This is a genomic window from Geminicoccus sp. (genome assembly GCF_035556675.1).
In the GTDB taxonomy this organism is placed as follows: Bacteria; Pseudomonadota; Alphaproteobacteria; order Geminicoccales; family Geminicoccaceae; genus Geminicoccus.
In genome coordinates, this window is sequence record NZ_DATMFZ010000259.1 from 21,596 (window position 1) to 40,406 (window position 18,811).

The window sequence follows — 18,811 nt, forward strand, 5'->3', positions numbered from 1 at the left end:
CCTCTATCACGATGCTCACCCGAACTGAAGCCTTTCAACCGCCCCCAGCAGGCGGCGGGTCTCCGGATCGGCGTGCCCGTCCACCCGGCCCGGCCGGTAGCGGCGCTGGAACGCGGCCAGGGCCAGTTCCAGGCTCACACCCTCCAGGTCCACCGGATAGCCGATCGCGCGCAGGCTGGCCCGCGGGTCGGCGACCGGCTCCCCGCACGCTGCCGGCCAGCGGCCGATCCCCGCCGCGGCCAGCCGGGACCATGGGAACAGCTCGCCCGGGTCGGTCTTGCGGTCAGGTGCTATGTCGGAATGGGCCAGGACCCGGGCCGGCGGGATCGGCCAGCGGCGCAGGATCCCCCGGCACAGCCGGATCACCGCCAGGATCTGGGCCTCGGGAAACGGGCGGTAGCCCCATTCATGGCCGGGATTGACGACCTCCACCCCGATCGAGCTGCCGTTCAGGCCGGCCCGGCCGGCCCAGGCGCTGACCCCGGCATGCCAGGCCCGGCGGGTTTCCGGCACCAAAGCCAGGATCGTCCCGTCCTCGTCCACCAGCCAGTGCGCACTCACCTTGGCCACCGGGTCGCGCAGCCGGTCGAGCGCCAAGCCGGCATTGCGCATCCCAGTATAGTGGAGCACCAGCGTATCGACCGTGGTGCCCGCCGGCCGCTCGTCCTGGTTGGGCGACGGCCGGGCGCGCGGCTCAGAACCGCTCGAGCAGCCGGTCGTAATAGTCGAGCTCCATCCGTGGCCGGTTCGGGTCGCCGGAGCGGCGGTAGAGTTCCTCCAGCACCGCCCTGGCCCGCCCGAGCGCCGCCTCGTCGGGCACCGAGGTGTTCTCCGTGTCGACCCCGCCCATCCCTTCCGGCTGGCGGCCGAACGGGTCGCGCTGCATGCCGGCCTGGTTGCGGCCGGGCTGGCCCGGCTGGGTGCCGCCCGGTCGACCCGGGCCCTGGCCCTGCCCGTCGCCCATCTGCTGGCGCATCTGGTCCATGATGCCGCGGCCCGCCTCCTGCATCAGCGCCATCGCCTGGCCCTGCGGGTCGGTGGCGGCACCCGGGCTGCCCTGCTGGAGCTGCCCTTCCGCCCCGCGCATCTGCAGCTCCGCCTGGCCGAGCTCGTCCGGGATCTCCATGCCCTGCTCGGCCAGCCCTTCCATGATCTGGCCGAGCTGCCGCCGGAGCATCTCCTGGAGCTGGGCGAGCTGCTCGGGCGTCATCTGCTGCTCGCCCTGCTGACCCTGTTGTCCCTGCTGGCCTTGCTGCCCCTGCTGGCCCGGCTGCTGCGGCATCTGGTTCATCCGCTGGTCCATCCGGAACGCCTCGTCCTGCAGCATCTGCTGGCGGCGGATCGCCTCCTGCAGGTCGGACAGGGCCTGCTCGCCGGGGCCGGGCTCGCCCTGCGGCATGGGCAGCTGGGCCTGGAGGTTCTCCATCATCTCGCGCAGCTGCGAGAGCAGCTGCTCGGCAGCGTCACGCGAGCCGCTCTTCAGCATCTCGCGCGCCCGGTCGAGCATCGACTGGAGGTCCTGCCGGTCGACCATGTTCGGGTTCGGCTCGCCCGGCGGCATCTGCTGCTGCTGGCGCAGCGCCCGCTCCAGCGCCTCCGGATCGCGCATCGCCTCGGCCAGGGCCTGACGGGTGAGTTCGTCCAGATAGCGGTCCATCGCCGCCTGGAGCTCGTCCATCAGCCGCTCGATCTCGGCATCGTCGCGGCCCTCGGCCAGGGCCCGCTCCAGCTCCTCCTGGAGGCGGCGCATGTCCGCCTCGGCCGTGGCCATCCGCCCTTCCTCGACGAACAGGGCGGTCTCCCAGAGCTGCTCCAGCACCGAGTCGAGATCCTGCTCGGACAGCTCGCCCCGGCGCAGCCGCTCGGCAGCACTGCTGAGCGACAGCGGCACCGAGCTCGGCAGCTCCTCCATCATCTGGCTGCCGGCCAGCTGGTCCAGGATGTCGGCGACCGATTCCCGCTCCTGCGGCGTCTCGGCCAGATCCTTGCGCTGATCGATGATGGCGCGCGCCACCGGGTGCTCGAACTTCCGCTCGGGCAGCGTCAGGGTGATCGGCTCGGAGCGGCCTTCCTGGCCGGCCGCGTCCACCGCGATCAGCACCATGCGCACCTCCGCCCCGGCCAGCGGGTGCGGGGTGGTATCCAGATAGGAGCGGCCCTTGGCCTCGTGCGGCTGGTCGGGGAGCGACTTCAGCGCGATCCGCTCCGGCGGCCGGTCGCCGGAAGTGGGCGCGATCTCCAGCGCCACCGACACCAGGCCATAGTCGTCGGCCCCGCTCCAGGCGAGTTCCAGCGCGTTGCGCAGCGTGGTGCGCGGCTCGTCCTCGCTCCGGATGGTCGGGACCCGGTCCGGCTGGGCGGCGAGCAGGAAGCGGGCGATCTCCGCCTGCGCCTCGTCCCGCACCACGAGGTCGCCGTCATGGGCGACCTCCAGCCGCGCCTCGGCACTGGCCTCGCCCAGCCGCGTCGCGGTGAGTTCCTGGTCCTCGAAGCGGACCTGCGGTGCCGGCGTCCCTTCGGGCAGGTGATGGACCTGGAGCAGGGCCTGCGAGCCGGCCGGCACCAGGGTGCGGCGCTGGCCGCCGGCGGCCACCATCTGCGGCGGCAGCCTGGTGTAGGCGGGCGGCTCCACCCACAAGGTCGCGGCCATCGCCAGGTCGGGCGTGCGCGCGGCCAGGCCCGGGATCACCGCCTCCTGCAGGCGCTGACCGAACCGGCCCTCGGCGTCGACCAGGGCCAGCACCAGCACCAGGAGCACCCCCACCCGGATGGCCCAGGGGTCCAGGCGCGGCAGGTCCGAGCGCGGCGGCGCCAGCCTGGTGCGTCCCGCCAGCACGGCCAGCCGTGCCTTGTGCCGGGTCCACAGCGCCTGGGTGAAGGGATCATCGTCGCCTGCGGCGAGACGGTCCTCCAGACCGCGCAGCGGCGCATGGCTGAAACCGCTGTCGGCTTCCAGCCGGCGCAACGCGTCGCCCCGGCGGGCCGGCCGGAACCCGCGCAGCGAACGGTAGCCCACGTAGAGGAAGCCCGCGGCGAACAGGAGCAGCACCAGGGCATGCAGGATGGGCGGCAGCTTCGCCAGGAGGCCGAACAGCGCCAGGATCAGGAACAGGCACAGGACCAGCAGCGGCCAGCGGGCCGCCGTCCACAGGCGTTCCAGGTCCACGAACAAACGGGCCGCATGGATGATCCGGCTCAGTCGGCGCGGCAGGTCCGCCGCATGCTTCGACCCGTTCAATGGCCGCTCCTTCCAGGGCTGGCTGCCCGCCTACCGGCTCACTCGAGCCAGGGCGGGACCGTCTCGTCCTCGTACTGCCTTTCCACCGCGCGGCGCGGGGTGATCACGGTGAAGCGCTCTCCGTCTACCATGACTTCGGCCGGTCCTGGCCGAGAATTGTAGTCCGATGCCATCACGCTTCCATAGGCGCCGGCCTGCATGATCGCGACCAGATCCCCTTCCATCATGCGCGGGAGCGGTCGTCCCCGTGCGAAAAAGTCGCTGCTCTCGCAGATGGGGCCCACCACCTCGGTGGGTACCAGCGGGCCGTCCTTGGCGACGACCGGCAGGATGTCGTGCCAGGCACCGTACATGGCCGGCCGGATCAGCGTGTTCATGCCGGCGTCCAGCACCAGGAAGCGATGCGTGGCCGTCTCCTTCAGGTAGATCGCACGCGCGACCAGCACCGCCTGCTCGGCGACCAGGAACCGGCCGGGCTCCAGCACGACGCTGGCCCCCAGGCCGGAGGTCAGCCGCAGCACCATCCGGGCATAGTCGGCGATCGTGAATTTGGGCGGCTCCTGGTAGCGCACGCCGAACCCACCGCCGAAATCGACCCGGGTCAGCTCGACGCCGCCCTCCCGGATCGCCGTGAACGCCTCCAGCACCCGGCGATAGGCGGCTTCGAACGGGGCGAGCTCGGTGATCTGCGAGCCGATATGGCAATGGAGACCCACCGGTTCGATCCCGGCCATGGTCGCGGCCTCGGCCAGGATCGCCGACGCGTCCTCGATCGGCACGCCGAACTTGTCGCCCTTCTTGCCAGTGGAGATCTTGTCGTGACCGCCCGCGGCCACATCCGGATTGACCCTGAGCGCCACCGGCGCCCGCCGCCCCATGGCACTGGCCACCTGGCCAAGCCGGCGCAGCTCCTCGATCGATTCGACGTTGAACTGGAAGATGCCCTGAGCCAGGCCCAGCCGCATCTCGTCCGTGTCCTTGGCGACCCCGGCGAACACGATCCGCTCCGGCGGGCAACCGGCCTTGAGCGCCCGGGCGATCTCGCCGCCCGAGACCGTGTCCATGCCAAGGCCCATGCCGGCGAACAACCGCAGCACCGCCAGGTGGTGGTTGGCCTTCACCGCGTAGCAGATGCGCACGTCATGGCCGGCAAAGGCGTCCAGGAGGGCCCTCGCCTGGCGGCGCATCCCGCCTGCGGAGTTGACATAGACGGGCGTGCCGGCGGCCTCGGCGATCGCCGGCAGCGCTACGTCCTCGGCGTACAATACGCCGTCGCGGCGGGTGAAGCTGCCGGTCATCCGGCGCTGCCCGTCTCGGCCTGGTCCGGCTCCTCGGGCGGGATCTCCAGGGCACCCTTCTTGCCGCAGGCGCCGAGCGCCAGCGGCAGGGCCAGGGCAACGAGCAAGGCGAAAGCGCGCATCGGTCGGCTCCAGTCGGTCGGATGGGTGCTCACAGGAAGCGGACCCGGGCAGCAGCGATCGCCTCGCGCACCCGCACCGGCGCCGTGCCGCCCTCGCTGGTCCGGCTCGCCACCGAGTTCTCCACGCCCAGCACGGCGAAGATCCGCTGGTCGATCCGCGGGTCGACCGACTGCATCGCCTCCAGCGGCAGTTCCTCCAGGGCGCAGCCGCGCTCCTCGGCGATCTTCACGCAACGTGCGGCGATCCCGTGCGCATCGCGGAACGGCACGCCGCCTTCGCGCACCAGCCAGTCGGCGAGGTCGGTGGCGTTGGTGTAGCCCACACCTGCGGCAGCGCGCATCCGCTCCGGATAGAGGGTGATGCCTTCCAGCATGGCAGCCGTGGCGCGCAGGACCAGCTCATAGCTGTCGACCGCATCGAACAGCCCTTCCTTGTCCTCCTGCATGTCCTTGGAATAGGCGAGCGGCAGACCTTTCAGCACCACCAGCAGGGCTTGCAGGTGGCCCAGCACCCGGCCGGACTTGCCGCGCACCAGCTCGGCGGCATCGGGATTGCGCTTTTGCGGCATGATCGAGCTGCCGGAGGTGAACGCCTCCGGCATCCGCACGAAGCCAAACTGCGGCGTGCTCCACAGCACCAGCTCCTCGGCCAGCCGCGAGAGATGCACCGCACCGATCGAGGCCGCCGACAGATAGTCCAGGGCGAAGTCGCGGTCGGACACGGCATCGATCGAGTTGGCCATGGGTCTGGCGAAGCCCAGCTCGCGCGCCGTCACCTCCCGGTCGATCGGGTAGGAGGTGCCGGCGAGCGCACCGGCACCTAGCGGGCAGTCGCCGGCGCGGGCCAGCGCGTCCAGGAAGCGCGAGCGGTCGCGGCCCAGCATCTCGACATAGGCCATCATGTGGTGGCCGAAGGTGACCGGCTGGGCGGCCTGCAGATGGGTGAAGCCCGGCATCACCGTGTCGGCGTTGCGCTCGGCCAGGTCGAGCAGGACCCGCTGCAGTTCCCTGAGCAGGGCGTCCGCGCGCGCCATCGCCCGCCGCGTCCACAGCTTGAAGTCGGTGGCGACCTGGTCGTTGCGCGAGCGGGCAGTGTGCAGCCGGCGGCCGGGCTCGCCGATGTCCTCGGACAGGCGCGCCTCGACATTCAGATGAATGTCCTCCAGCGCCGTCGTGAACTCGAACTCACCGGCCTCGATCTTCCGGGCGATCCGCTCCAGCCCCGCCAGAATCGCGTCCAGGTCGCTCTTGGCGATCACGCCGCGAGCGGCCAACATGCGGGCATGTGCGGCCGAGCCTTCCAGGTCCTCGCGCCACAGCCGACGGTCGAAGGGGATCGAGGCGTTGATGGCCTCCATGAGGGGAGCCGGTCCCTCCTGGAAATGGCCGCCCCACATGCTACGTCCGCTGCCGGTGCTCACGCTGCTTCGCCCAGAGGTGATGACTTGAACCGCCGCCTGCTCCTGACCACTGCCCTGGCCGCTCTAGTCGGCCGGAGCGCGCTTGCCGCGGAGAAGTTCGACTTCCGCCGGCTGCCCGAGCCCGCGGCACTGCCGCAGATAAAGTACCTGGACGAGAGCGGCAACGAGACCGACCTCGCGGCACTCAGGGGACGCGTGGTGGTGCTCAACCTCTGGGCCACCTGGTGCGCGCCCTGCCGCACCGAGATGCCCTCCCTGGACCGGCTGCAGGCCAAGTATCCCAAGGAGGTGATGGTGGTGCTGGCGCTCGCCGCCGACCGTGCGGCGCGGGAGAAGGTCGACCAGTTCATGGAGGAGGTCGGGGCCACGGCACTGGTGGTCGGCCACGACCAGACCGCGAAATCTGCCCGCCTGCTCAATGCGCCCGGCCTGCCGGCGACGCTCATGATCGATCGAGAGGGCCGCGAGGTCGGCCGGCTGCTCGGCATCGCCGAATGGGACGGGCCGGAAGCGACCGCGCTCGTCGACGAGCTGCTGCAGGGCTGAGCTTGTGGCGAACCTGCCCATATCGCGATGACGTGATGCAAAATGAACACCATGGTGCATCCTGTATGCAAGCAGGGGCTATGCAACGCTTGCGTGTGCTACTAGTACCCTCCGCCGACTGTCGCCCATTTCCGTGAGGTCCGGATCTTCATGTTGAGCCGTCGCCAGATAGTAGCGGGCGGCTTGGCCGCTGCCGTAGCCATGCCTTCCATTGTCCGGGCCGCGCCGATCACCAACCAGGTGACCAAGCGGCTAGTCGTTATCGGCGACAGTTATTCGGACCCGAACTACGATACCACCAACACCTCGGCCGTGATCCCGAACTGGGCCGAGATCCTGGTGAGCCGCGGCCGCGCCGCGAGCATGGCCAACTACGCGCTCTCGGGTGCCACCGCACTGGACTATGCGAATGCGCCCGCCCGCGGCACCTTCAAGAAGCAGCTCGACCTGTTCCTGGCCAATCCGCGCTACGGCGACGACGACATCACCGTCGTCTATATGGGCTACAACGACATCGCGCGCAGCACGGATGTCCGCTGGACCAACCTGATGCAGTCCAAGGCGGACTTCCGGGTGGGTGTCGACCGGCTGCTCACTGCCGGGGCTGCCCGCGACAAGCGCCGCCTGCTGATCGTCGCCGTGCATGACTGGAGCAGGAAGCCGAACAGCCGGGCGGAGTACCTGCCACGCACCCGCGAGTGGCTGACCTTCACCTACGACTTCGTCAACAAGCGGCGCGCCACCCACAAGGGCATGATCTGCGTCAACGTCTTCCGCCGCTTCAACGACGTGGTGCTCCGTCCGCAGTCCTACGGGCTGAACAACGTCACCACGGCGGATCCGGCCCGCGCCGCCACCACGGCACTCTACTACAACACCAGCCATTTCGGCGCGAAGGGTCAGACGATCCTGGCCAACGAGTTCAGCAGCGCCTTCGACCTGGTCTGCCGCACCCGCTAGGGCCGGGCTGCATCTTCCGGTCCACGCCGAGGGCGGGGCGGCATGGCCGCCCCGCCCTCGGCGCATTTCGGAGGCTCGCGTCGCAACCGCGCAAGCCGCGGAGGCTTTGACGAAGGCAGAAAAACCCGCAAGCATGATGGGAAAGAGACGCCGGCGGCTCGGCAGGCCCGTCGACCCGTCGGCAACGGGGAACGCCACGATGAACTGGAACAGGGTGAAGACCGGCAGCCATCTGGCCGCGGGGCGCAGGCAGGTCCTGCTCGGTGCCGCGGCCACCGGCGCGCTGGCGGTGGGCGGGCTGCGGCCCCGGCCGGCACGGGCGGCAGGCACGCTCAAGGTCGGCACCTATGGCGGCTACTTCAAGGACAGTTTCGACGAGCACATCTACCCGGCCTTCACCGAGGAGACCGGGATCCAGGTGGAATCGATCGCCGAGCCGACCGGCGATGCCTGGCTGGTCCAGCTCCAGACGGCAGCGCAGTCCGGGCAGGCACCGGCTGACGTGTCGATGATCGCCCAGGTGGCGCGCCTCAGGGGCCAGAACGCCGGCCTCTGGGCGAAGCTCGACGAAGCGAAACTGCCCAACACCAAGAACCTCCACGAGCATTTCGTGCATCGCTACCCGGACGGTGCGATCAGCGGCGTGGGCGCCGTCTCCTGGTACGTGACCCTGTGCACCAACACCGAGGAGTTCCCGGAGCCACCGACCTCCTGGAAGGCGCTGTGGGACGAGGAGAATGCCGGGCTGATCGGGCTGATGGCGCTGGCCTCCAACTCCTTCCTGCTGGAGATCACGGCCAAGACCTGGTTCGGCGGCACCGACATGCTGGGCGACGAAGCTGGCGTGCAGCAGGTGCTCGACAAGCTGAAGGAGCTGGTGCCGAACGTGCAGCTCTGGTGGCGCGACGAGGGCCAGTTCCAGCAGGCGCTGGAATCGGGCGAGATCCCGATGGGCGAGTACTACCACGACGTCACCGGCCTGGCGGCCAGCCAGGGCAAGCCGGTGCGCTCGACCTTCCCGGAGGAGGGCGGAGTACTGGATTCCGGCTCCTGGTGCGTGATCAACACCTCCAAGGCCATCGACGAGGCGCATGTCTTCATCGACTACATGTCGCGCCCGGACATCCAGGCGAAGCTGGCGCGCAAGGTCGGGACATCGCCGACCGTCAAGCGCGAGTTCACCGACCTGACGCCAGAGGAGTTCGCCGCGGTCGGCAGCGACATCCCGCCGATCATCCCGCGCTACGACCTCTATGTCGAAAAGGACGCGTGGATCAGCCAGAAATGGAGCGAGTTGATCGCGGGCTGATCCTGACCGCCTCTTTCCGTCGTCCTTTCCGTCTTGCGAGGTAGTGATGTCCGGGCTGCGCATCGATCATGTCGGCAAGACCTTCGGCATGTTCGAAGCACTGAAGGATATCGACCTCGACTTCCCAGCCGGCCGCTTCATCTGCCTCCTGGGGCCGTCCGGCTGCGGCAAGACCACGCTCCTGCGGGCGATCGCTGGGTTGGAGATGCCGTCCACCGGGCGCATCCTCCTGGACGGCACCGACATCACCAGCGTGCCGGCGCACCGGCGCGGCCTGGGCATGGTGTTCCAGTCCCTGGCCCTGTTCCCGCATCTGAGCGTAGGCGAGAACATCGCCTACGGCCTGCGCATCCGAGGGGTCGACCTGGCCACGCGGCGCAGGAAGGTGGAGGAGCTCCTGGCGCTGGTCCACCTGCCAGGCGTGGCGGACCGGTCGATCTCGCAGCTCTCGGGCGGACAGCGCCAACGCGTTGCGATCGCCCGCGCGCTGGCGCTCGATCCGAAACTGTTCCTCCTGGACGAGCCTCTGTCCGCGCTGGACGCCAAGCTGCGCGAGGCGATGCAGGTCGAGCTGAAGCTCCTGCAGCAGCGCCTGGGCATCTCCACCATCGTGGTCACCCATGACCAGCGCGAGGCGCTGACCATGGCCGACATCGTGGTGGTGATGGACAACGCGCGAGTCCAACAGGTAGGCCCGCCGCTCGAGATCTACCGCAACCCGGTCAACGCCTTCGTCGCCGACTTCATCGGCACCAGCAACCTCCTGCCGGGCGCGGTCGACGGCCAGGACAGCCTGTCGATCGACGGCATCCGGATGGCCGGCGCGCGGCCCCATGGCCTTGCCCAGGGCAGCAAGGCGGCGATCTCGATCCGGCCCGAGGAGGTGGTGATCCATCCCGCGGGCGAGCTCGGGCCGAACCGCCTGCCGGCCGAGGTGATCTTCGTGCGCGACCTGGGTGCCAGCGTCGAGATCATGCTCGCCTGCGCCGGGCAGGAACTGCTGGCGGTGACCAGCCCCAGGGAGCGCCCGGACGTGCAGGTCGGCGACCGAGTCGCCCTGGAGCTGCCGCCCGCCGCCTGCGTGGTGCTGCCGTCATGAGCGACCTCCGGCCAAGAGGTCTGCCCGCCCGGCTGCCGGTGCTCTGGCCGGCCGCGATGCTGCTCCTGTTCTTCGTGGTGCCGTTCGGCATCATGCTGGCGGTGAGCTTCTCCCACCAGGTAGAGGGCGGCTTCTACGAGCCGGGCTTCGAGCTGGCCAACTATGCCCGCTTCCTCGATCCGTTCTTCGGTCGGGCCCTTCTGTTCTCCTTTTGGATCTCGGTCCTGGCTGCCGCCATCGTGATCGCGGTGGCCTTCCCGTTCACCTACTGCCTGACCCGGCTGCGTCGGCGCGCCCAGGTGCCGTTCCTGGTATTCGTGCTGGCGGTGCTCTCGCTCTCCGAGGTCATCATCGGCTTTGCCTGGTCGACTCTGCTCTCGCGCACGGCCGGCCTGTCCAACCTGCTGGTCTGGATAGGCCTGATCCCGCGAGCGCAGGCCTGGACGCCCAGCTTCGGCGCCCTGCTGATGGGCCTGTGCTACCTGGGCTTTCCCTACACGGTCCTGATCCTCTACCCAGCGCTCTCCCGCCTCGACCCGGAGATCCCGGAAGCCTCGCGCACGCTGGGCGCCTCGCCGCTGCGCACCTTCTTCCTGGTGATCGTGCCGGTGCTGCGGGCTCCTCTGCTCGGTGCGCTGATCATGGTGTTCGTGTTCAACCTGGGCGCCTATCTGCTGCCGCAGGTGCTGGGCCGGCCGCAGCACTGGACCCTTTCGGTGCACATCACCGACCAGGCCGTGTTCCAGTCCAACCTGCCGTTCGCCGCCGCCATGGCGATCTTCCTGGTGCTGTTCAGCCTGGCGTTCATCGGGCTCACCATGGTGCTGGGTGGGCAGCGGGAGGCAGCGCAATGACCCGGTCGCTACGCAACCTGTTCATGGGGCTGGTGGTGCTGTTCATGGCCCTGCCGCTCGTGGTGGTGGCCGGCGTGTCGCTGAACGGCGGCCAGCAACTGCTCTTCCCGCCGCGTAACCCCTCGCTGCGCTGGTATGCCGAGCTGTTCATCGCCCAGGACTGGCTGAACGCGCTGACCAACAGCCTGATCATCGCCATCAGTTCGGCCGCCCTGGCGCTTGCCATCGCCTTCCCGCTCGCCTGGTTCGTCTGGCGCTATCGCACGGGCTATGGCCGGCTGCTCTACGGCCTGGGCATCGCCCCCTTCACCCTGCCGCCGGTGATCACGGCGCTGGGCTTCCTGGTGTTCTGGACGGCGGCTGGCTGGCATGGCTCGATCGTGGCGACGATCGTCAGCCACGCGGTCTTCCTCGTCACCCTGCCGCTCGTCACGATCAGCCTGGGCCTGGCGGCGATCGACCGGCAGGTGATCGAGGCCGCCACCACCATGGGTGCCGACGAGGCCACCGTGTTCCGGACGGTGGTGCTGCCGCTGGTCCGGCCCTACCTGATCTCCAGCTATGCCTTCGTCTTCGTGCTCAGCCTGAACGAGTATATCGTGGCCTACATGGTCGCAGGCTTCACCGTGGAAACACTGCCGATCAAGATCTTCAACAGCCTGCGCTACGGCTACACGCCGGTAATGGGGGTGGTGGCGGTGGTGTTCGTGCTGCTGGCGGCGCTGATCTTCGGCCTGATCGCCCGGTTCGGCGACCTGCCGAAGCTGCTCGGTGCCTGGTCGAAGGAGTGACGGGATGCCCAACCCTGACCCTGGCCTCACCACCGGAGAGGCCCTGGTCCGCCTCCTGGAGGCCTACGGAGTCGAACTGGTGTTCGGCATCCCGGGCGTACATACGGTGGGCCTCTATCGCGGCCTGCACGGCGCGCGGCTGCGCCACGTCACGCCCCGCCACGAGCAGGGTGCCGGGTTCATGGCGGACGGCTATGCCCGGGTCACCGGCAGGCCTGCCGCCTGCTTCGTGGTAACCGGGCCGGGTGTCACCAACATCCTGACCGCCATGGGCCAGGCCTATGGCGACAGCGTGCCGATGCTGGTGGTCTCCAGCGTGAACCGGCGCGACCAGCTGGCCATGGGCAGAGGTGCCCTCCACGAGCTGCCGGCCCAGCAGGCGGTAGCCGCGGGCGTTGCCGCCTTCAGCCATACCCTGCTTTCGCCCGACCAGTTGCCCGAGGTGCTCGCCCGCGCCTTCGCCCTGTTCCGCACGTCGCGGCCCCGCCCGGTCCACCTGGAGATCCCGACCGACGTGATCGCGATGGCGGCCGGCCATCTCGACCTGACGCCACCAGCACTACCGGGCCGGCCCGCCCCCGACCCCGCCTGCATCGCGCGCGCCGCCCAGCTCCTGCGCCTGGCGGAGCGGCCGGCCGTGGTGCTGGGCGGGGGGGCCGTGGACGCGGCCGAGCCGGCCCGCGCCCTGATCGAGCTCCTGAACGCGCCCTTCACCAACTCGGTGAACGCCAAGGGCATCATGCCGCCGGACCACAAGCTGCACCTGGGCGAGAACCTGTCCTTCCAGCCCCTGCGCGAGGCATTGCGCACGGCCGACCTGGTGCTCGCGGTGGGCACCGAGTTCGGCGAGACCGAGATGTATCCGGAGCCGCAGGAGCTGCATCTCGACGGCGCGCTGGTCCGGATCGACATCGACCCCCAGCAGCTGGCGCGCGGGCCGAAGCCCGCCGTCGCGATCCTCGCCGATGCGCGGCTGGCGCTGGACGCGCTGCTCCACGCGGTGCGCAGCCCGGGCATCGTCCGGGACGGCAGCGAGCGCGCGGCGAAAGTCCGTGCTGCGGTCCAGGCGCAGTGGTGGCCGGCGATCGCGGGCCATCGCCTGGTGCTGGCGGCGGTCGACCGGATTCTGCCCGATGCGGTCATCGTGGGTGACCAGACCCAGCCGGTCTATGGCGGCAACCAGTTCTACCAGCCGCGCCGGACGCGCTCCTGGTTCAACGCCAGCACCGGCTACGGCACGCTGGGCTACGCCCTGCCCGCGGCGATCGGTGCGAAGCTGGCGGCGCCTGACCGGCCGGTCGTGGCGCTGATCGGCGATGGTGGCTGCCTGTTCACCCTGCCGGAGCTGGCCTCGGCGGTGGAAGCGGGCGTGCCCATCGTGATCCTGCTCTGGAACAACCGGGGCTATGGCGAGATCGCCGACTACATGACCGAGACCGGCGTGCCGAAGCTGGGCGTCGACCTGGTGACGCCGGATTTCGTGGCGGTCGCCCGCGGCTTCGGCTGTGCGGCCGAGCGAGCGACCAGCCTGGACCATCTGGAGCGGCTGCTCTCGGCCAGCATCGACCACAGCGTGCCGACCCTGATCGAGATCGACCAGAACGCGCCGTTTCTTGGCCAGGAATGAGAGAAGAACCATGCGGGTGAGGCTGTTCCAGGGACCGTTGCGCGCCGGCACGCCTGCCGAGAACCTGGAGCGGCTGGCCGAGCTCGCGGCCCATGAGGAAGGCGGGCTGCTGGTCTGCCCGGAAATGTTCCTCACCGGCTATGCGATCGGGCGCCAGACGATCGAGCGCCTGGCCGAGCCGGTCGACGGACCCTCGGCCCGCCGTGCGCAGATGATCGCACGGGCCACCGGCACGGCCCTGCTCTACGGCTATCCGGAGCGTGCCGCCGACGGGTCGATCTACAATAGCGCCATCCTGATCGGCCGGGACGGACAGCGCCTCCTGAACTATCGCAAGTGCCACCTGTTCGGCGATCTCGACCGAGGGGCCTTCGAGGCCGGCGAAGGGCCTAGTCCGATCGTCGAGCTTGACGGCTTCCGGCTGGGCCTCCTGATCTGCTACGATGTCGAGTTCCCGGAGGCGGTGCGCGCGCTGGCCCTGGCGGGCGCCGAGCTCGTCGTGGTGCCGACCGCGCTGATGCAGCCCTATGACGTGGTGGCCCGGATCCTGGTGCCGGCCCGCGCCATCGAGAACCAGGTCTTCCTCGCCTATGCCAATCGCTGCGGCACCGAGGGCGACCTCGTCTATTGCGGGCTGAGCTGCCTGGTCGGGCCGGACGGGACCGACCTTGCCCGGGCCGGCCGGGGCGAGGAGGTGATCGGTGCCCGGATCGGGCAGGAGATGCTCGAGCGCTCGCGGCCCGACTACACCTATCTCGCCGACCGCCGCCCCGACCTCTACCGCGCGCTCGTGCAAGGAGAACGCCGTTGACCTTCAACCAGCCGCTGGGCGGCAACGAGATGCCGCGCTTTGCCGGTCCGGGCACCATGATGCGCCTGCCGGCCGCCGCCTCCGCCGAGGGGCTGGACGCCTGCTTCGTCGGCATCCCCATGGACATCGGCGCCTCGCACCGGGCCGGCACGCGGTTCGGCCCGCGCCAGATCCGGCAGGAATCGACGATGATCCGGCCCTACAACATGGCGACGCGGGCAGCCCCCTTCGACAGCCTCCAGGTGGCCGATATCGGCGATATCCCGACCAATACGTTCGATCTGAAGAAGTCGGTCGCCATCATCGAGGAGCATTACGACCAGATCCTCCAGGCCGGCTGCATCCCCCTGGGCCTGGGTGGCGACCATACGCTGGTCTATCCGATCCTGCGCGCCATGGCGAAGAAGCACGGGCCCGTGGGCCTGATCCATGTCGATGCCCATGCCGACATCAACGAGCACATGTTCGGCGAGAAGATCGCGCATGGCACGCCGTTCCGCCGTGCCATCGAGGACGGGGCGATCGACTGCCAGCGCGCCGTCCAGATCGGCCTGCGCGGCTCGGGCTACTCGGCCGACGAGTTCGACTGGACTCGCTCCAAGGGCTTCCGCGTCGTCCCGGCGGAGGAGTGCTGGCACAAGTCGCTCACCCCGCTGATGGCCGAGGTGCGCGCCATGATGGGCGATGGCCCCGTCTATCTCAGCTACGACATCGACAGCCTAGACCCGGCATTTGCGCCGGGCACCGGCACGCTGGAGGTGGGCGGGCTCACCATCTGGCAGGGGCTGGAGATCGTGCGCGGCTGCCGCGGGCTGAACCTGGTCGGCTGCGATCTGGTCGAGGTGTCCCCGCCCTATGATCCGGCCGGCACCACTGCGCTCGTCGCCGCCAACCTCCTGTTCGAGATGCTCTGCGTCCTGCCGGGCGTCCAGTACCGGACCTGAATCCATGTCGTCCGCCTTGCCTGGATCGTCTGGCCCGCATGCCCGGCCGGTCACCATGTTCGGGCCGGACTTCCCGTTCGCCTATGACGACCATGTGCGTCATCCGGCCGGGCTGGGCGTGCTGCCGCCCGAGCGCCACGGCACCGAGGTCGCGGTGGTGGGAGCCGGCATTGCCGGGATCGTCACGGCCTATGAGCTGATGAAGCTCGGCCTGAAGCCGGTGCTCTACGAGGCCGACCGGATCGGCGGGCGGCTGCGCTCGGAGACCTTCAAGGGCGGGGACGGGACCATCGCCGAACTGGGGGCGATGCGCTTCCCGCCATCGGCAACCACCCTGTTCCACTATTTCGACAAGGCCGGGCTCAGCACCCAGCCCTTTCCCAACCCGCTGACGCCTGCCACCCCCAGCACGGTGATCGAGCTGGGCGGCCAGGCCCACTATGCCCGGACGTTGGCCGACCTGCCGCCTCTGTTCCAGGAGGTGGCGGATGCCTGGCGGGAGCTCCTGGAGGAGGAAGCCTCGTTCCACGAGATGCAGGCGGCGATCCGGACCCGCGACGTTGCCGCCATCAAGGCGATCTGGAACCGGCTGGTGCCGGAGCTGGACGAGCAGACCTTCTATGGCTTCCTCGCCCGCTCCCGCGCCTTCGGCCGGCGTTCGTTCCACCATCGCGAGGTGTTCGGCCAAGTCGGCTTCGGCACGGGCGGCTGGGACACCGACTACCCGAACTCGATGCTGGAGATCCTGCGGGTCGTCTATACCGATGCCGACGCCGACCACCGCACGGTCGAGGGCGGAGTGGAGCAGCTGCCGGTACGCCTGTGGGAGCACGCTCCCGACCGGGTGGTGCACTGGCCGGCCGGCACCTCGCTGAAAGGCCTGCACAACGGCATGCCCATGCCCGGCGTCGCCCGGATCGGGCGCGACCCGGACGGGCGGATCGCCATCACCGACCGCTGGGGCAACCGGCGCCTCTATGACGCGGCCGTGGTCACCTGCCAGGTCTGGCTGCTCTCGGCCCGGATCGACTGCGACGAGCGCCTGTTCGCCCATCCGCTGTGGATGGCGATGGAGCGCACCCACTACATGCAGGCGTCCAAGACCTTCGTGCTGGTCGACCGGCCGTTCTGGCGCGAGCTCGACCCCGCGACTGGCCGGCACCGAATGAGCATGACGCTCTCCGACCGCCTCACCCGCGGCACCTATCTGCTCGACCAGGGGGAGGACAAGCCGGGCGTCATCTGCCTGTCCTACACCTGGAACGACGATGCCATGAAATGGCTGTCCCTGCCGGTGGACGAGCGGGTGCGCCTGATGCTGCACAGCCTGGCGCAGATCTATCCGGGACTGGACATCCGCCGGCACATCATCGGCCACCCGATCACCGTGTCCTGGGAGGCCGACCCGAACTTCATGGGCGCCTTCAAGGCCAACCTGCCCGGCCACTACCGCTACCAGCGCCGGCTGTTCGGCCATTTCATGCAGGACAGCCTGCCGCCCATGCAGCGTGGCATCTTCCTGGCCGGCGACGACGTGTCCTGGACGGCCGGCTGGGCGGAGGGCGCCGTCACGTCGGCCTTGAATGCGGTGTGGGGGGTGGTACGCCATCTGGGCGGCACGAGCGCGGCCGGCAATCCCGGCCCCGGCGACCGGTTCGGGGAGTTGGCCCCCATGACGCTCGGCGACTGAGCGGAGACTTCAGCAGTGATCAGCAACGCGGACCTGCGGGCCCGGCGTGACGCCGCGGTTGCGCGTGGCGTCAGCAATCCCACCGGCATCTATGCGGCAAAAGCCGAGAACGCCTTCGTCTGGGATGTCGAGGGCAAGCGCTATATCGACTTTGCCGGCGGGATCGGCGTGCAGAATGTCGGCCATCGCCATCCCAAGGTGATCGAGGCCGTGCGCCGCCAGCTGGACGGCTTCGTCCACACTGCCTTCCAGGTGCTGCCCTACGAGCTCTACGTGGAGCTCGCCGAAAAGCTGAACGCGCTGGCCCCCGGCGACTTCCCGAAGAAGACCGCCCTGTTCACGACCGGCGCGGAGGCCAACGAGCACGCGATCAAGATCGCCCGCTTCGCCACCGGCCGCCCGGGCGTGATCGCGTTTTCCGGCGCGTTCCACGGCCGGACCCTCCTGACCCTGGCGCTCACCGGCAAGGTGGCGCCCTACAAGACCGGGTTCGGGCCGCTGCCGGGAGAGGTCTACCACGCGCCGTTCCCCTCGGCCTTCCACGGGGTGAGCGAGCGGCAGTCCCTGGACGCGATCGAGGCGCTGTTCGCCCATGACATCGGCCCGGAACGGGTCAGCGCCATCATCATCGAGCCGGTCCAGGGCGAAGGCGGCTTCCGGGTGGCCCCGTTCGGCTTCCTGCACGAGCTGCGCGCCTTGTGTGACCGGCACGGCATCCTGCTGATCTCGGACGAGGTGCAGGCCGGCATGGGCCGGACCGGCAGATATTTCTCCATCGAGCATTCCGGCGTGGTGCCGGACCTGGTGGTCGCGTCCAAGAGCCTGGCGGCCGGCTTTCCCCTCTCCGCCGTGATCGGCCGGGCCGAGCTCATGGACGGGCCGGGCCAGGGCGGGCTCGGCGGCACGTTCTCCGGCAACCCGGTCGCCTGTGCCGCGGCGCTGGCGGTGCTGGAGGTGCTGGAGGAACAGGACCTGCTGCGGCGCGGCCTGGCGCTGGGCGAGCTGGTGACCGGCCGGCTCCAGGCGATGGCGCGCCGCAACGACCTCACCTCGATCGGCGAGATCCGCGGGCTGGGCGCCATGATCGCGGTCGAGCTGGTGGCCGATCGGGAGACCCGGACGCCGGCCCCGGAGCTGGCGCGCAGCGTGACCGCCCTGGCGCGCCGCGACGGGCTGATAGTCCTGACCGCGGGTCATGCCGGCAACGTACTGCGCGTCCTGGTCCCGCTCACGGCACCGGACGAGGTGGTCGAGGACGGCCTTGCCATTCTGGAGCGGGCGCTGGTCGAGGCGGAGGCGGGCCAGCCGGGGAGCTGAACCCGCCGGCCACGCTCCCAGGAACGGTGGTCAGCCGCGGCCGATGAACGGCATCTTGGTCGCCATCACCGTGACGAACTGGACGTTCGCGTCGAGCGGCAGGCTCGCCATGTGGACGATCGTGTCGGCGACATGCGCCGCGTCCATCTTGGGCTCTGGCTTGATGCTGCCATCCGCCTGGGGCACGCCGCCGCTCATCTTCGCGGTCATCTCGGTGGCGGCATTGCCGATGTCGATCTGGCCGCAGGCGATGTTGTACTTGCGCCCGTCCAGGGAGGTGGAACGGGTGATGCCGGTGACCGCATGCTTGGTGGCGGTATAGGCGATCGAGTTCGGCCGCGGCACATGGGCCGAGATCGAGCCGTTGTTGATGATCCGCCCACCCTGCGGGTCCTGGTCCTTCATGAGCCTGAAGGCCTCGCGGGTGCACAGGAACACGCCGTTGAGGTTGGCGTCGACGACGTTCTTCCAGTCGTCGTAGGTCAGCTCCTCCAGGAGCGCGTTGCGGCCGAACGTGCCGGCATTGTTGAACAGGAGGTCGAGCCGGCCGAATCGCTCCTTGACCTTGGCGAACAGGTTCTGGACCGAGGCGTCGTCGCCGACGTCGGTGCGCACGGCCAGCACCTCCGCCGGTGCCGCCTCCTTGGCGACCGCGTCCAGCTGTTCCTGGCGGCGGCCGGCCAGCACCAGCGACCAGCCGGCCTTGGCCAGTGCCAGGGCGGCGGCGCGGCCCACGCCGCTGCCGCCGCCGGTGATCAGAGCGATTTTCTGTGCAGCCATTCTC

At 69.6% G+C, this 18,811-nt stretch carries 17 protein-coding genes; 11 read left to right on the forward strand and 6 right to left on the reverse strand.

Annotated elements, in window-relative coordinates:
- Positions 1 to 15 precede the first annotated feature (15 nt).
- Genes VNS22_RS18105 through argH form a run of 5 tightly spaced genes read right to left on the reverse strand, consistent with a single transcriptional unit; the run spans position 16 to position 6,055 of the window.
- Positions 16 to 723: an N-acetylmuramoyl-L-alanine amidase gene (locus VNS22_RS18105; RefSeq protein ID WP_325734976.1), complete on the reverse strand. Its 708-nt coding sequence runs from the start codon at positions 721 to 723 to the stop codon at positions 16 to 18.
- Positions 695 to 3,238 (reverse strand): TIGR02302 family protein, encoded by a 2,544-nt coding sequence (locus VNS22_RS18110; protein ID WP_325734863.1) that lies wholly within the window; start codon positions 3,236 to 3,238, stop codon positions 695 to 697. Before VNS22_RS18110 ends, VNS22_RS18105 begins: the two co-directional genes overlap by 29 nt.
- 38 nt (positions 3,239 to 3,276) lie before the next feature.
- Positions 3,277 to 4,536, reverse strand: coding sequence for a diaminopimelate decarboxylase (gene lysA / locus VNS22_RS18115; RefSeq protein ID WP_325734865.1), 1,260 nt, complete (start codon positions 4,534 to 4,536; stop codon positions 3,277 to 3,279).
- Positions 4,533 to 4,658, reverse strand: a complete 126-nt coding sequence (gene lptM / locus VNS22_RS18120) for an LPS translocon maturation chaperone LptM (RefSeq protein WP_325734867.1) — start codon at positions 4,656 to 4,658, stop codon at positions 4,533 to 4,535. The genes lysA and lptM overlap by 4 nt, the downstream gene beginning before the upstream one ends.
- A 29-nt stretch (positions 4,659 to 4,687) precedes the next feature.
- Entirely contained in the window at positions 4,688 to 6,055 is a 1,368-nt protein-coding gene (gene argH, locus VNS22_RS18125; RefSeq protein WP_349261835.1) for an argininosuccinate lyase, read from the reverse strand.
- Positions 6,056 to 6,103: 48 nt separating this feature from the next.
- Here argH and VNS22_RS18130 point away from each other — a divergent pair, with 48 nt between their 5' ends.
- The 11 genes from VNS22_RS18130 (at position 6,104) to gabT (ending at position 18,027) form a co-directional block, all read left to right on the forward strand.
- Positions 6,104 to 6,625 carry a TlpA disulfide reductase family protein gene (locus VNS22_RS18130; RefSeq protein ID WP_325734871.1) on the forward strand — a complete coding sequence of 174 codons (522 nt, stop codon included), beginning with the start codon at positions 6,104 to 6,106 and terminating at the stop codon, positions 6,623 to 6,625.
- 153 nt (positions 6,626 to 6,778) lie between these two features.
- Entirely contained in the window at positions 6,779 to 7,585 is an 807-nt protein-coding gene (locus VNS22_RS18135; RefSeq protein WP_325734873.1) for an SGNH/GDSL hydrolase family protein, read from the forward strand.
- 199 nt (positions 7,586 to 7,784) lie between these two features.
- On the forward strand, positions 7,785 to 8,894 hold the full coding sequence (locus tag VNS22_RS18140; protein WP_325734875.1) for an ABC transporter substrate-binding protein: 1,110 nt from the start codon (positions 7,785 to 7,787) through the stop codon (positions 8,892 to 8,894).
- Between the two features lie 46 nt (positions 8,895 to 8,940).
- Positions 8,941 to 9,993, forward strand: a complete 1,053-nt coding sequence (locus tag VNS22_RS18145; protein WP_325734877.1) for an ABC transporter ATP-binding protein — start codon at positions 8,941 to 8,943, stop codon at positions 9,991 to 9,993.
- A complete protein-coding gene (locus tag VNS22_RS18150) occupies positions 9,990 to 10,847 on the forward strand; it encodes an ABC transporter permease (RefSeq protein ID WP_325734879.1) in 858 nt (285 codons plus the stop codon). The genes VNS22_RS18145 and VNS22_RS18150 overlap by 4 nt, the downstream gene beginning before the upstream one ends.
- Entirely contained in the window at positions 10,844 to 11,638 is a 795-nt protein-coding gene (locus VNS22_RS18155) for an ABC transporter permease (RefSeq protein WP_325734881.1), read from the forward strand. Before VNS22_RS18150 ends, VNS22_RS18155 begins: the two co-directional genes overlap by 4 nt.
- Positions 11,639 to 11,642: 4 nt before the next feature.
- Positions 11,643 to 13,265 (forward strand): 5-guanidino-2-oxopentanoate decarboxylase, encoded by a 1,623-nt coding sequence (locus VNS22_RS18160; protein WP_325734883.1) that lies wholly within the window; start codon positions 11,643 to 11,645, stop codon positions 13,263 to 13,265.
- A 10-nt stretch (positions 13,266 to 13,275) separates the two neighbouring features.
- On the forward strand, positions 13,276 to 14,076 hold the full coding sequence (locus VNS22_RS18165; RefSeq protein ID WP_325734885.1) for a carbon-nitrogen hydrolase family protein: 801 nt from the start codon (positions 13,276 to 13,278) through the stop codon (positions 14,074 to 14,076).
- A 29-nt stretch (positions 14,077 to 14,105) separates the two neighbouring features.
- The gene (gene speB, locus VNS22_RS18170) at positions 14,106 to 15,020 is read left to right on the forward strand and encodes an agmatinase (RefSeq protein WP_349261836.1); all 915 of its coding nucleotides are present in this window, start codon (positions 14,106 to 14,108) and stop codon (positions 15,018 to 15,020) included.
- A 4-nt stretch (positions 15,021 to 15,024) separates the two neighbouring features.
- On the forward strand, positions 15,025 to 16,710 hold the full coding sequence (locus VNS22_RS18175; protein ID WP_325734889.1) for an NAD(P)/FAD-dependent oxidoreductase: 1,686 nt from the start codon (positions 15,025 to 15,027) through the stop codon (positions 16,708 to 16,710).
- 15 nt (positions 16,711 to 16,725) lie between these two features.
- Positions 16,726 to 18,027 (forward strand): 4-aminobutyrate--2-oxoglutarate transaminase, encoded by a 1,302-nt coding sequence (gene gabT / locus VNS22_RS18180; protein WP_325734891.1) that lies wholly within the window; start codon positions 16,726 to 16,728, stop codon positions 18,025 to 18,027.
- Between the two features lie 30 nt (positions 18,028 to 18,057).
- On the opposite strand, the gene VNS22_RS18185 is transcribed toward gabT, so the two are convergent.
- Complete coding sequence (locus tag VNS22_RS18185; RefSeq protein WP_325734893.1) at positions 18,058 to 18,807, reverse strand: SDR family oxidoreductase; 750 nt, start codon at positions 18,805 to 18,807, stop codon at positions 18,058 to 18,060.
- Positions 18,808 to 18,811: the final 4 nt, after the last annotated feature.

Coding starts and splice junctions, on each gene's coding strand:
- VNS22_RS18140 (WP_325734875.1), top strand. CDS start 7,785: ATGAACTGGAACAGGGTGAAGACCGGCAGCCATCTGGCCGCGGGGCGC.
- VNS22_RS18165 (WP_325734885.1), top strand. CDS start 13,276: ATGCGGGTGAGGCTGTTCCAGGGACCGTTGCGCGCCGGCACGCCTGCC.
- VNS22_RS18185 (WP_325734893.1), bottom strand. CDS start 18,807: ATGGCTGCACAGAAAATCGCTCTGATCACCGGCGGCGGCAGCGGCGTG.
- VNS22_RS18160 (WP_325734883.1), top strand. CDS start 11,643: ATGCCCAACCCTGACCCTGGCCTCACCACCGGAGAGGCCCTGGTCCGC.
- argH (WP_349261835.1), bottom strand. CDS start 6,055: ATGTGGGGCGGCCATTTCCAGGAGGGACCGGCTCCCCTCATGGAGGCC.
- VNS22_RS18145 (WP_325734877.1), top strand. CDS start 8,941: ATGTCCGGGCTGCGCATCGATCATGTCGGCAAGACCTTCGGCATGTTC.
- VNS22_RS18155 (WP_325734881.1), top strand. CDS start 10,844: ATGACCCGGTCGCTACGCAACCTGTTCATGGGGCTGGTGGTGCTGTTC.
- speB (WP_349261836.1), top strand. CDS start 14,106: ATGCCGCGCTTTGCCGGTCCGGGCACCATGATGCGCCTGCCGGCCGCC.
- VNS22_RS18175 (WP_325734889.1), top strand. CDS start 15,025: ATGTCGTCCGCCTTGCCTGGATCGTCTGGCCCGCATGCCCGGCCGGTC.
- lysA (WP_325734865.1), bottom strand. CDS start 4,536: ATGACCGGCAGCTTCACCCGCCGCGACGGCGTATTGTACGCCGAGGAC.
- lptM (WP_325734867.1), bottom strand. CDS start 4,658: ATGCGCGCTTTCGCCTTGCTCGTTGCCCTGGCCCTGCCGCTGGCGCTC.
- VNS22_RS18150 (WP_325734879.1), top strand. CDS start 9,990: ATGAGCGACCTCCGGCCAAGAGGTCTGCCCGCCCGGCTGCCGGTGCTC.